General features: G+C 62.3%; 9 protein-coding genes. 7 read left to right on the forward strand and 2 right to left on the reverse strand.

Annotated features, from left to right (window positions below; all coding sequences use genetic code 11):
- Positions 1-21 precede the first annotated feature (21 nt).
- The 6 genes from BUS12_RS13995 (at position 22) to BUS12_RS14020 (ending at position 9,536) form a co-directional block, all read left to right on the forward strand.
- Complete coding sequence (locus BUS12_RS13995) at positions 22-981, forward strand: iron-siderophore ABC transporter substrate-binding protein (protein ID WP_074296228.1); 960 nt, start codon at positions 22-24, stop codon at positions 979-981.
- Positions 978-3,008 carry a Fe(3+)-hydroxamate ABC transporter permease FhuB gene (fhuB, locus tag BUS12_RS14000; RefSeq protein WP_253190073.1) on the forward strand — a complete coding sequence of 677 codons (2,031 nt, stop codon included), beginning with the start codon at positions 978-980 and terminating at the stop codon, positions 3,006-3,008. Before BUS12_RS13995 ends, fhuB begins: the two co-directional genes overlap by 4 nt.
- Positions 3,009-3,029: 21 nt before the next feature.
- Positions 3,030-4,664, forward strand: coding sequence for a cyclic peptide export ABC transporter (locus BUS12_RS14005; RefSeq protein ID WP_074296229.1), 1,635 nt, complete (start codon positions 3,030-3,032; stop codon positions 4,662-4,664).
- A 219-nt stretch (positions 4,665-4,883) separates the two neighbouring features.
- Positions 4,884-5,936: a porin gene (locus BUS12_RS14010; protein ID WP_074296230.1), complete on the forward strand. Its 1,053-nt coding sequence runs from the start codon at positions 4,884-4,886 to the stop codon at positions 5,934-5,936.
- Positions 5,937-6,002: 66 nt separating this feature from the next.
- A complete protein-coding gene (locus BUS12_RS14015) occupies positions 6,003-8,195 on the forward strand; it encodes an autotransporter outer membrane beta-barrel domain-containing protein (protein WP_074296231.1) in 2,193 nt (730 codons plus the stop codon).
- Positions 8,196-8,243: 48 nt separating this feature from the next.
- On the forward strand, positions 8,244-9,536 hold the full coding sequence (locus BUS12_RS14020; RefSeq protein ID WP_074296232.1) for an autotransporter strand-loop-strand O-heptosyltransferase: 1,293 nt from the start codon (positions 8,244-8,246) through the stop codon (positions 9,534-9,536).
- A gap of 250 nt (positions 9,537-9,786) precedes the next feature.
- Here the strand turns inward: BUS12_RS14020 and BUS12_RS14030 are convergent, their stop codons facing one another.
- A complete protein-coding gene (locus BUS12_RS14030; RefSeq protein ID WP_074296234.1) occupies positions 9,787-10,686 on the reverse strand; it encodes a LysR family transcriptional regulator in 900 nt (299 codons plus the stop codon).
- A gap of 124 nt (positions 10,687-10,810) precedes the next feature.
- Between BUS12_RS14030 and BUS12_RS14035 the strand changes: the two genes are divergently transcribed.
- The gene (locus BUS12_RS14035; RefSeq protein WP_074296235.1) at positions 10,811-11,593 is read left to right on the forward strand and encodes an SDR family NAD(P)-dependent oxidoreductase; all 783 of its coding nucleotides are present in this window, start codon (positions 10,811-10,813) and stop codon (positions 11,591-11,593) included.
- 42 nt (positions 11,594-11,635) lie between these two features.
- Here BUS12_RS14035 and BUS12_RS14040 read toward each other — a convergent pair whose 3' ends face one another.
- Positions 11,636-12,940, reverse strand: a complete 1,305-nt coding sequence (locus BUS12_RS14040) for a GNAT family N-acetyltransferase (RefSeq protein ID WP_074296236.1) — start codon at positions 12,938-12,940, stop codon at positions 11,636-11,638.
- Positions 12,941-12,962: the final 22 nt, after the last annotated feature.

A 12,962-nucleotide genomic window follows, 5' to 3' on the forward strand; every position in this document is an offset into this window, starting at 1 on the left:
GGTTCTCGAGGGGTTGCGGCGATGAACCGCCGTACATGGCTGGCGGCGCTGCTCGGTGCGGTTTCGACAGCGGCGCTCGGCGCGTCCGGCGCCGGCGCGCGACCGCCGCAACGCATCGTCGTACTCGACTGGGCGCTGACGGAGATGCTGTTGTCGATCGGCGTGGCGCCGGTCGGCGCGGCAAATACCACGGGGTTTCGCCGCAACTTTCCGGCTAGCGATCTGCCAGCTGCCGTGGTCGATCTCGGGCTCATGTTCCAGCCGAACCTGGAACTAATGCGTTCACTAAATCCGGACCTGATCGTCATCTCACCGGCTCATGCGGCGTTGCGCGCGTCGCTTGAGCGGCTCGCACCCACGGTCACCTTCGGCCAATACCGGTCGAGCCCGACACCTTACACGGCCGCACGTAACGAAACGCTGCAACTAGCGCGGATGCTCGCTTGCACACCCCGTGCACAGGTCATGCTGGCAAACGCCGACCGCTCGCTCGACGACGCGCGCATCCATCTCGCCGCACGACATGGCGCGCGCAACATCGCGCTGTATGTCGTGCGATTTCTCGATGAGACGCATCTGCGTGTCTACGGATCGCAGAGCCTGTTTGGCGAAATGCTGACCACACTCGGGCTGCAAAACGCGTGGCAAGGCTCGCCTCGCGCGGGCGGTTACTCGACCATTCCATTTGAGGCACTGGAGCCGGCGCCGGGTACCGCGTTGCTCTATCTTCAGCCATTGCCGTTACCTGTCGTGAACATGATGAAAAGCAGTCCCCTGTGGGCCGCCATGCCGTTCGCAAGAGCCGGCCATATGATCGGCGTGCCGGGCGTCCCTCCCGAGGGCGGCGTGCCCTCAGCAGTTTATTTTGCCAACCTGCTGGTCGACGCACTCACGCAGACAAGCGCACGCTCAAGCCTCACAAGTACGGTGTCCTCCCTGCCTGGCAATGCACGTGACGATGCAATGGAGGACCTCGCGTGACCTCTCTCGCGGCCACACCCGGCGCGTCGCTGCGGCGCACGCCGTTGCTCCCAATCTGTCTTGTGATGGCGATTGCCGTGCTGTTGACGCTGCATCGGCTGGAGCACCGTCTGCCTGTCTCGCTATGGTGGCAGGCGCTGCTCGCCCCGGACCCTGCAGACATGCGGCAACTGCTGGTGCATTACAGCGAAATGCCGCGCATCGCCGTCACATGGCTATGCGGCGCCGCGCTGGGCATCGCAGGTGTGGCCACTCAACAGGTCCTTCGCAATCCGCTGGCCGAGCCGATGACACTCGGCGTATTCCCCGGCGCCTATCTCGCGCTTTCGCTGGCGAGCGTCTACGCACCGGGCCTGCTCGGTTCGGGGCGCGACGGCGTGGCGCTCGCGGGCGGCGCGGCAGCGCTGGCGATCGTGTTCCTGCTCGCGGCGCGGCGCGGGATCTCACCGCTCGCGTTGATATTGGGCGGCATGATCGTCAACCTGTGTTGTGGCGCATTGAGCCTCGCGCTGGCAATTTCGCACTACGATCTGTTGAGCGGCCTGATGATCTGGGGCGGGGGTTCGTTCGTCCAGCAGGATTGGCACATCGCACTCGCCCTCCTCGCCCGGCTCCTGCCGTGCGCGGTCTGCTTGCTGCTGTGCGTGCGCCCGCTGACCGTGTTCGATGCGGGCGACACCATCGCCGGCAGTCTTGGCGTTTCGCTGCGCGCGACGCGCGGTGTGGCGCTTGGCTTGACGTTGCTCATTACGGCGTTCGTGGTGAGCGCGGTCGGCGTGATCGGCTTTATCGGCCTCGCGGCGCCTGCGCTTGCACGTTTGAGCGGCGCACGCCGCCTGCGCGACCGGATGTTATGGGCGCCATGCCTTGGCGCCGCGCTGCTATGGCTGGCCGATCAACTCACGCAACAGATCTCCAGCCTGTACGGCACGACGATCCCGACTGGCGCCGTCACCACCTTGCTCGGCGCACCTCTGCTGCTGATGTTGCTACGGCGATTGAAAGGGCGTCCGGACATCGCCTCCGCTTCTGCGTTGCAATCGGGAACGTTATCGCCACGAGCCACACGCGTGACGATGGTAGGCAGCGTCACGCTGCTTCTACTTTTGACCGGCGTATCGCTCAGCGTGGGACGCGACCTGACAGGCTGGCACCTCGACAGCCCGGACGAGATTGCCGGCTTGCTGTTTCTGCGTCTGCCGCACGTCGTCGCGGCAGCGGGAATCGGGACACTCCTCGCGCTTGCCGGCGGCATCATCCAGCGCATGACCGGCAATCCGATGGCGAGTCCCGACCTGCTCGGCATCGCCGCGGGCGGCGCGTTCGGGTTGACTGCGGCACTCTTCCTGACCGCGCATCCCACGCTGCCCATTTACCTTGTCTGGTGCGCGTGCGGCTCGCTGATCACGCTGGGCGGCCTGATCGTGTTCGCTCGTTCGTCCTCCTACGCACCGGATGCGCTGGTGCTGGCCGGCGTCACGATCAGCGCGGTGTTCCAGGCCGTGTCGACCCTTGCCATGGCAAGCGACGATCCACGCGTGATCGTCCTGTACAACCTGCTCGCCGGATCCACTTACAACGTCAGCGCGACGTCCGCAGGCATCGTCGCCACCGTCGCGCTCGCGGCGCTCGCTATCATTCCGTTTTGCCGACGCTGGCTGGATATCCTGCCGCTTGGCGGCGCCGTGTCAAGCGGTCTCGGTGTCAACGTCACCGTAGCCCGCTTTGCCTTGCTGGTACTGAGCGCGTTACTCACAGCAGCCGCGACGCTTGTGATCGGGCCGCTCTCGTTCATCGGCCTGATGGCGCCGCACATGACGCGCCTGCTCGGCGTGCGCCGTCCCATGCCGCTGCTGTGCATATCGGCCGCTATCGGCGCGGCGTTGATGGTTGCGTCCGACTGGCTCGGTCGCTGGGTTCTGTTCCCGCAGGAAATGCCGGCGGGCGTAATGGCGACGCTAATCGGCGGCGCGTATCTCATCGTCGCCATGTTCATGCGCGGCGTACGTCAACAGCCCGCTTCTTGAGCCTTACTTTTCAGGAGTTCCATGTCTGTCCTGCTGCAACTCGCCCGCAATGCCCGCGGGATCCTGCTGGTCGCGCTCGCAACGAGTCTGATCAGCGGTTTCGGTAACGCCGGGCTCGTCGCGCTCATCAACCAGGCACTCGGCGCCTCGCGCACGCGGCTCGGCGAACTAGGCCTGCAGTTTCTCGTGCTGGGCGTCGTCGTACTGCTCACCCGCACGTTGTCGCAGACGCTTTTCATGTATCTCGGCCAACGCGCCAAAGCGACACTGCGGATGCGCACGATCCACCGTATCGGCGAAGCGTCGTACCGTCATCTGGAGCAGCAAGGCGCGGCGCGTTCCATTTCCGTGTTGACCGGAGACCTGGACCAGATCGTGATGTTCTTCGTCAGCATGCCGGCGCTGGCCATGCAAGGCGCAGTGATCAGCGGATGCCTGATCTATCTCGGCTACCTGTCCTGGCAGATCCTGCTGTTCGCGCTGCTTACCATCTGTATCGGCGCAGTGGGCTTCCGGATCGCGAACGGCCGCGCACTGTTTCATCTGCGAGCGTCGCGGCGTCGCGAAGACGATCTCGTCAAACACTTCCGTGCGCTATTCGACGGTGCAAAAGAATTGAAGCTGCACCGCGAACGCCGGCAGACGTTCATTGCGGATACGCTAGCGACAAACGTCGAAGCGGTGCGCGTGCAGCGTACCCGTGGCTACGTGCTGTATGCCGCTGCGGCGAGCTGGGGCAGTTTCATCCTGCTGGCGTTCATCGGCATCACGGTATTCGTTCTCGCTCGACTGTACCCGGTCAGCCTGCATGTGGCGTCCGGTTACGCGATGGTGTTCCTCTACATGATCATGCCGATCGAAGCGCTGCTCTCGGCCATTCCGAGCGTCAGTTCGGCCCGCGTGGCGCTCGAACGGATCGAGCAGATCAACGCCGACTTGCCGGTAGAGCGTGCGGATGCGGCGACGGATGCCGTTGCATCATCGTTCACCAGCATCGCGCTCGACGGTGCGACGCATCGCTACTTCCGCGAAAAAGAGAATGAAGTGTTTACGCTGGGGCCGATCGATCTGTCGTTCCGGCCCGGCGAAATCGTCTACCTTATCGGCGGCAACGGCAGCGGCAAAACCACGCTCGCGAAGATGCTGGTGGGCCTCTACAAGCCGGAGAGTGGTCACATCCGGCTCAACGGCAACACCGTCGACGAAGGCGCGTGGGACATCTATCGCCAGCATTTTTCGGTGGTTTTCAGCGACTTCTTTCTCTTCGACAGCCTGCTGGGCATGCGCGACGCCAATCTCGACGACAAGGCGCATGACTATCTGAAGCATCTGCAACTCGATCACAAGGTCAGCATCAAGGATGCGGCCTTCTCTACACTCGATCTGTCGCAAGGACAGCGCAAGCGGCTCGCGCTGCTCGTTGCGTATCTCGAGGACCGGCCTTTCTATGTGTTCGACGAGTGGGCCGCCGACCAGGACCCGCTGTTCCGCGACGTGTTCTACCAGCAGCTGCTGCCCGAGCTGAAAGCGAAGGGCAAGACCGTGCTGGTGATTACGCACGACGACCGCTATTTTCATCTCGCCGACCGCTACGTCAAGCTCGATTACGGTCAGATTGTCGAGGCCGGCGCGGGCGCAGAACTGACCGCGCACTAAGTCGCACAACGAAGCCTCACCGCTCCCGCCTCTCCGCTTCCATCCATCGCCCGTGTGCACCACCCATATCTCTTACATATGGATGGTGCATCACATATGTATTTTACATTTGCGACAGCCGCCACTACGATCTGCTCCATTGCGTTGTTTGCCTCCCGTTGCCGCCATGTCATCCGGATCGCGACGCAAAAGAAAATAGAAATTTCAGGAGACTGTTCAGTGAAAAAGCAATGTCTTGTCGCTGCGCTTGCAGCGACCGGCTGTGTCTGTGCGCACGCGCAATCGTCCGTCACCCTCTACGGCGTAATCGACACCAACATCGAATATCTGACCCATGCCAGCGCGACCGGCGGCTCGCTCATTCGAGAAAATTCAGGTGGACTGAGCAACTCCCGGTTTGGTTTTCGCGGCACGGAAGATCTGGGCGCCGGCACGACGGCCTGGTTCGTGCTGGAGGCCGGCTTTAACAGCAACGACGGCACGCCCGCCACCGCCGGCACGCTGTTCAACCGTACGGCGGCGGTGGGGCTATCGAACAAGCTGGGCTCGCTGTCGGCTGGCCTGCAGTACACGGCCATGTACGATCTGCTCGAAAAGTACGATCCGATGGGCTACGCACCCCAGTACACGTGGTTTCCCACCACGGGTTCGTCGGACGACTTCTCTTATAAGGCGCGTCTCGACAATTCCGTGAAGTACACGGGCCAGTTCGGCGGATTGAAGGCCATTGCCGACTACAGTTTCGGCGGCGACGCAGGTTCGTTCCAGAGCAGCGCGGCGTATGGCGGCGGCCTCGAATACGACGCCGGCACCTTCTCCGCAGCGGTGGCCTACGACTATCGCAACGGTGCGGTCAATTCGAGCGGCACGTGGACCAAAAGCCGTAACCTGAGTCTCTCGTTCCTGCAGCGGATCGGCGACGGCGAGATCGTCGGCGGCTATGAGCACTACCTGTATAACCCGACCAAGAGCGCGTCGGTTTCGGCCGCGCTGTGGTTCGGCGGCGTACGTTATCGTTTCACGCCTGGCTTCCAGCTGACGGCCGCCACCTACTACCAGTCCAACAAGACGGCGGACGTGTCGAACTCGTGGATGGGCGTTCTCAGCGCCGACTATTCGTTCACCAAGCGCACCGACGTCTACGCGACGGTGGCCTATGCGGCTGCCACACGCTATGCGAACGGGACCTATACCCCCGTCGGCGTCACCGACGCGACCGCCTTTGCCTCCAACCAGACGGGCGTAACGCTGGGCATCCGGCACCGCTTCTAGGCATTGCGTGCGTGACGGCAGTCGGTTTTCCGGCGCAGATCGAATCGGTATTATTCAGGAATCCATATGATAAATCAAAGATCCTTGTTGAATCCGGGTTGGGTGGGAGCGCGTTTGCCCTACCCGGGGGCGCACGTGACGCGTACCTTGCGCCCGGCGGCGGTATTGGCCGCCCTGCTGCCGTTCGTGGGACCGCACGCCTACGGCCAGGCCTGCAACAATCAGATCCTGCCGGGCGGCGCATCGTGTGCGGCGACGGTATCGGCGGGCAGCACCGTCACCAACACAACGATCAACGCGGGTGGGGTGCAGAAGGTCAAGGGCGGCACCACGCAGTCGATCGTCAACTCCGGCGGCAGCCAGACCGTCTCCAGCGGGGGTGTCGCGACCGGCACGGTACTGAATCCAGCCGGCGTACAGATTGTCTATTCGCGCGGCTCCACCCTCGGCACGGTGATCTCCGGCGGCACACAATACGTGTCGGCCGGAGGCACCGCGGTCAATACGATCGTCAATTCGGGCGGCAGCTTCGGCGTATCGAACGGCGGCCTTGCCGTCAATGCGGTGGTCAGTTCCGGCGGCCTGCAACGGGTGTATTCAGGCGGCAGTGCGTCCGGCACCACGGTTGCGGGCGGCAAGCAATATGTGTCGGCGGGCGGCTCGGCGTCGGGCACTACCGTGAACGGCGGCTTCCAGGTGGTCTATACGCGCGGCGCGGCCACCGGAACCGTGGTCAATATGAGCGGGAATCAGACGGTGTCCAGCGGCGGCAAAGCGACCGGAGCGTCGATCAACAATGGCGGCACGCAATTCGTCTTGCTTGGCGGCTCCGCCGCAAATACCACAGTAGCAGCGGGTGGCACGATGGTGGTCAACGCCGGCGGCACCACCGCGAGCGGCACGGTCGCCGCACTGCCGGTCAGCGGCATTACGCTCGCCGGCACCTTGAGTGTGATCGAGTCGCCGGGCGACGGTCTGAGGGGTGCAGCGGCGGCCACGCTCAATGGACTCGCCATCAACGGCGGCACCGTGACGCTCGGCGCGCCAGGCACGGGAGGCTACAAGACGTTGACTGTCAACGGTTTGTCCGGCAACGGCCAGTTCGTGCTGAACACGAATATCGGCGCGATGCAGTCGGACCAGCTTGTGGTCAATCAGGGCTCGGGCAGGTTTGTTCTCTCGGTACACGACTCCAGCGTGACCGCGCCCACGGGTCCAGGCGAACGACTGTTGCTCGTCAACGCTACCAATAGCACCGCGACCTTTTCGCTTGCCGGCAGCACGATGGACGTGGGCGCCTACAAGTTCGGCCTGCAGGATTCCGGCAGCCAGTACTACCTGTACAACACCGGTCGCGAGAGCGACATCGCCTCCGTTGTGCAAGCCGCGGCCAGTGTGCCGACCATGTTGTGGTACCAGCAGCTCGAACAGACCTTCGCCCATCTGGCGGATTACCGCGACGGGGCGGCCGATGGTCAGTTCTGGGTACGCAGCTACGACGAACGCATGCGCACGAGCCCCGGCGACACGTCGACGACCACGGATTTCTACGGCGTGCAGGCAGGTCGCGACTGGCGAATCTCTAGCGCGCTGGGAGACTTTCACGTGGGCGCAACCGGTGGCTTCGCACAGGCGAGCGAGGACTTCGATCCGGTCGGCAACGGTACTGCGCGGCCATGGAACCTTGGAGCGTACGGCGGATTTAACGGCTTCGGCGGGATCTTTGCCGATGCCGTGGTGCGCTACCTGGGCATGAAGCAGGAGGCCAGCGTGAGCAGCGCGGCTAACCCGGCCAGTGCCGGCTACGATCTTTCGGGTTACTCAGCATCGATCGATGGCGGCAAGCGCTGGCAGCTCGGCAGCCACTGGTGGGTCGAGCCGCGCGTCGAGCTGACCTATCAGCGCAGCGGTAGCGTCGAGTATCAGACCACATTCGGCACGCTAGTCGGTCTGGAAGCGACCAACATGGTCATCGGCAGTGCCGGCGCAACCGTAGGCGCGTCGCTCGCAGTGGGGCAAATCACCCTCGTACCGTTCCTGAGCATCGCGGGCACCCATGTGTTCAATGGGAACGTGAGCGATACCGTCGGCGGCACGCTCCTCACCACCTCCGTACCGCAGACATGGGTGGTGGCCAACGCCGGCGTAAGCGCCGCGCTAAGCCGCCGCGTACGCGTGTACGGCGCCTTCGAATACGGCAAGGGGCGCGACTATACGCAACCGTGGGCAGTCACGGTCGGCCTGAGCTACGTCGACTAACGCGTGGTAAGAACGGGGCGGCGGGTTCGTCGCCGGAGAAACCAAGTCATGCTAATCGAAACTGAAGCCGAAGCCGAGGTCGTTGCCGTACCGGCCCCGTCCCTCTCCGCCACGCCTGACCACCCGGCAGCGGCCATGCCCGGCGCGCCTTCCATGGTCGATACCGGCCCTCCGTCATGCGCAGGACCATACGGCATCCGCTACGACTTCAACTACGGTTGCCGGGTACAGGTCCCCGCCGGCGACTGGCGCGTGCGTTTGACCGATATCGAGGCAGACGTCGTATTGTTCGACGAGATCGTCAACGACGGCACGGTCAATAGCCTGAAAAAGTACTTCGTGCGCTTTCGCATTGAAGTACTCCGCGGCGACGAATGCGTGTTCGAACACGACTATGACGCAGCCGGACAGCAGGTTTACATGCGGCTACCGGTCGGCACCCTCGGCGACATCATTGCCTGGTTCCCGTATGTGGACGAGTTTCGCAAGAAGCATCGCTGCAAGATGCTGGTCTCGATGGGCAAGGATATCTGGACGCTATTCGCAGCCTGCTATCCGGAACTTCACTATGTCGCGCCCGAAGATGAGAGCACATTGCGGCCGCAGTGCTATGCGAGCTACTTTCTGGGCATCTTTTTCCCATGCGACGACCGTACGCATCAACCGACCGACTTTCGCGTCAGCGGCTTGCAGAAAACGATCCCGTTCCTGCTCGGTCTCGCGCCGGTGGAGCGTCGTCCGCGCATCGCGATCGAGGATCCGACGCGGCGCATTACCGAACCCTATGTGGTGATTGCCGCGCAGTCTTCGTCGCAGTGCAAGTATTGGAATCATCCGACCGGCTGGTATGAGCTGATCAAGCAGCTCAAGGCGATGGGTTACCGCGTGCTGTGTATCGACCGGCAGCACGCGCACGGCGAGAAGCTGTTATGGAATCTGATCCCCTATGGAAGCGAAGACTTCACCGGCGATCTGCCCTTGCAGGAGCGCGTGAGCCTGCTGCATCACGCGGATTTCTTCATTGGCCTGTCGAGCGGCCTGTCCTGGCTCGCCTGGGCGCTGCACAAGCCGGTGGTGGTGATCAGCGGCTTCACGCATCCGCACAACGAGTTCGAGACGGCCTATCGCGTGATCAACTTTCACGCCTGCAATAGTTGCTGGAACGACACGGGCGTCGAGTTCAACCACGGCGATTTCGCCTGGTGTCCACGTCATGCCGGCACTGAGCGGCAATTCGAGTGCTCGCGTCTGATCACACCGCGTCAGGTGATTCGAACCGTGGAAACGTTGATGACGGACCTTGATCTGGATCCACGCCGAGGACCGGAGCGCTCGCTTTAAAGGACCCGAGATGAGATTCAGGAAGCGCAACTGTGTCGTTGAAGCTGTCCAGTGGCATCAGCCCGGCGATCATCCTGCAGTCGAATGGCAAAACGCCGGGTGGTGCATGGCGACGCCGGACGGATGGCGCAAGGTTCTGCCTGGCGACTGGATCGTGACGGGCTGCGACGGATCGCTATACCCCATGAGGAATGAACTTTTCTGCAATCTGTATGAGCCGGTTGCGGGCGGCGTAGCGGGATGAGAAAACTCACGCAGGCGCGAACAATGTCGCGGCCCAATCCGCAAACACCCTTACCTTGGTGCTATACCTTCGGCTGGGCGGATACGCGATATAGACATTGATTGGGTCCGGTCGCCAGTGCGTGAGAATGGGTACCAGCCGCTTTTGTTCGATGAACGGGCGAACCATGAAGTCCAATGTGTGGACGATCCCCAAGCCCGCCAGTGCCGTTGCAAGGTGGGCATTGCTCTCGCTCACCAGCACTTCATTGCGTATGTTTTCCAGGGTGATCGTCTCCTTGCCCCGGCAAAACATAACAGGCTGCGTCAGACCGGAACTTGCAGAAAAATACCCCACCACAGGCATGTTCTTATCCACGATGTCCTGCGGATGCTTCGGGGTGCCATACATCCTGAGATAGGCGGGACTCGCACAGGTGGTCCACGCAAGCGTGCCGATCGGATGCGTCACGAGGTCCGGGGCGTCGGCGGTACTTCGAATCGCACAGTCTATGTTCTCTGCGACAAGATCCACGGTACGGTCAGTGACGCTTAGCTGAATCTGTATGTCCGGATAACGGGTGCGAAAAGCCGGCAATGCAGGAATGAGGATGCCGCTTGCGACCGACCCTCCCGTATCCACTCTCAGCACGCCACGCGGGCTCGCCTGCCCCCGACCGAGCGTGGCTTCGATGTCATCCAGGTCGCTGAGCATCTGCCGGGTGCGCTCATAGTAAGCGGCGCCATCGGTCGTCACGCTGACGCGCCGCGTATTTCGCTCCAGCAATTTCACGCCAAGATGCGCCTCCAGCGATTGGACCCATTTGCTCGCTGTGGCATTGGGGATGTTCAGAGAAAGCGCCGCCCGCCCGAAGCCGCCCGTCTCGACTACACGGACAAAGATACGGATTGCCTGCAAATGGTCCATCGATCGGCCTCGCCCATTATCCACACACATGAATAGATAAACCACAATATACCGATTTATCTGCACGGGTGTTTAAACTAAGCTGAGGTCATTCATTCACGCAGGCAAGCCAAGGAGCCCTGAAATGACCCCCTCTCTTTACGACAACATCCATTCGACCCGACATGCGGGAAAGGTAGCGCTTGTGACCGGCGGTAGCACCGGAATCGGTCTGGCGACGGCCAAGCGCCTGGCACGCGAAGGTGCGACGGTGTTCATTACCGGCAGACGCCAGGCGGAACTGGACGCGGCAGTCTCCGAGATCGGCCACGGGGCGCGCGCGATTCGCGGCGACATTTCGTCGGCTGCCGATCTTCAGACCATCGTCGACAAGGTGTCCGCGGAGCACGACCGGATCGACATTCTCTTTGCCAACGCCGGCGGCGGCGAATTCGTGCCGCTCGGCGAAATCACCGAAGCACAGTTCGACAAGTACTTCGGCATCAACGTGAAGGGCACCTTGCTGACCGTGCAGAGCGCATTGCCGCTCATGCGGCCAGGCAGCGCCATTGTGATTACCGGATCAATCGCGTCGATAAAAGGGACGCCGGCGTTCGGCGTCTACGCGGCCACCAAGGCGGCCCTGCGCTCCTTCGCGCGCACCTGGGCATCGGACCTCAAAGGGCGGGACATCCGCGTCAATGTGGTCGCGCCGGGTGTCGTGGTCACACCGGCATACAAGTCTGAACTCAAACTGAACGACGAACAGATTGAAGCGTATAGCAAGGAAGTCTCTGCAACGACGCCGCTTGGCCGGGTGGGTCAGGCCGACGAGATCGCCAAGGCCGTTTCCTTTCTCGCGTCCGACGATGCCAGCTATATCACCGGGACAGAATTGTTCGTCGATGGTGGGCTCGCGCAGATCTGAACGACTGCGCCTCGACGGCTCAGGATAACGGGCAGGCTTTTTCTACTGTTCGCTCCGTGTATCGGAAGAGGCGCTCGGCGCAACGACGTCGCCCGCCTTTTCCTTCGCATCCGATTTCAGCGCCTTTGAAGCGTTCTTCGTGCCCTTCGAACGCGTCTGAAGTCGCTCTGCAACGAGCGCATGGAGCTTGCGCTTCACGCGCACGGCCTGAGCAAACAGCAAGGGCAGTTCGACGAGACGGCCACGCGCGCCAAGCACGATCAGGTGTTTCTCATGCCATGTCTGGCAGTTGGCCCAGCGCGCCTTGTAGTCGCCATGCAAGGGACGAAAGTCAAAATCGCGGCCATGCGCGTGCGACCACTCGACCACGAAGTCAACCAGCAAAGCGCCGACCGAGTAAGTGCCGAATGCCTCGTCATAGGTGGTGATGAAATACTCGACCGATTTCGAGCCGACCAGATTCACCGATGCCGCAACCGGAACCCCCTCCATCTTCACAAACGCGACGAACGGCGTCGCCGCCAGGTCCACCCGTTGCGCCAGTGCGATAAAGAAATCGCGCACCTGATTGTCCATCAGGTAGGGCGTAGCGACGCCGCGACTGATGGCCCATTTGCGTTTGTTGGCGAATAGCCATGTCAGCACGGTCTCGGCGTCGCCGGTCGTCTTGCTCCAGCCGCATTCGAGTGTGCCCTTCGCTTCGAGCCGCTTGCGGCTATAGCGCAGACTGGAGCGAAGCGACTTGGGCAGCGTCGCCATGAAATCGTCGTAGCGGGGAAAGTCATGCAGGCGAATCGAGTAGCCATCCAATCCGCGCCATCGTGCCGGTAGCCGCGCCAACACCCACGACTGCGGCATGCCTTCGAGCGATTTGTACAGGAGTCCGTCTTTTTGAACCATCCCCATCTCAAGGATGTCGGCATTCACATGCATCACCGCAGCGGTTGCCACAGCGTAAAGCTCAATGCTCGCGCTTCCCTTGAGAAGCGGACCACCGTATTCTTCGTCGCTGCCGCAGGTCAACGCCTTGGCGACGCGCAGCACACCTTTGCGGACGATCGAAACGGGCCATAAGGCCAGCAGTTCCCCATTGCGCCACACGAGCGCCACATTGACCACGCCACCCGCGACGATGACATGGGTCGCAGCAAGTTCGCAATACGGGAACATCAGACCTGCCGGGCAATTTTCGGCGGTAGCGGCGAGTGCGCTCCACGGCTGACGCAAAGCGCTAAACGCAGCCAGCGTGTCGATCACGATCACTTCTTGCCGAAGCGCAGCGCCCTCACCTGATTCGGACAGATCGCTCCCCGCGCCAGGAGCCCGATCGGTATTGACCTCGTCCATTGCCGCCATATGAGCGCCCTCT

Origin of the sequence: Paraburkholderia phenazinium (genome assembly GCF_900142845.1) — a bacterium.
Classification (GTDB): Bacteria; Pseudomonadota; Gammaproteobacteria; order Burkholderiales; family Burkholderiaceae; genus Paraburkholderia; species Paraburkholderia phenazinium_A.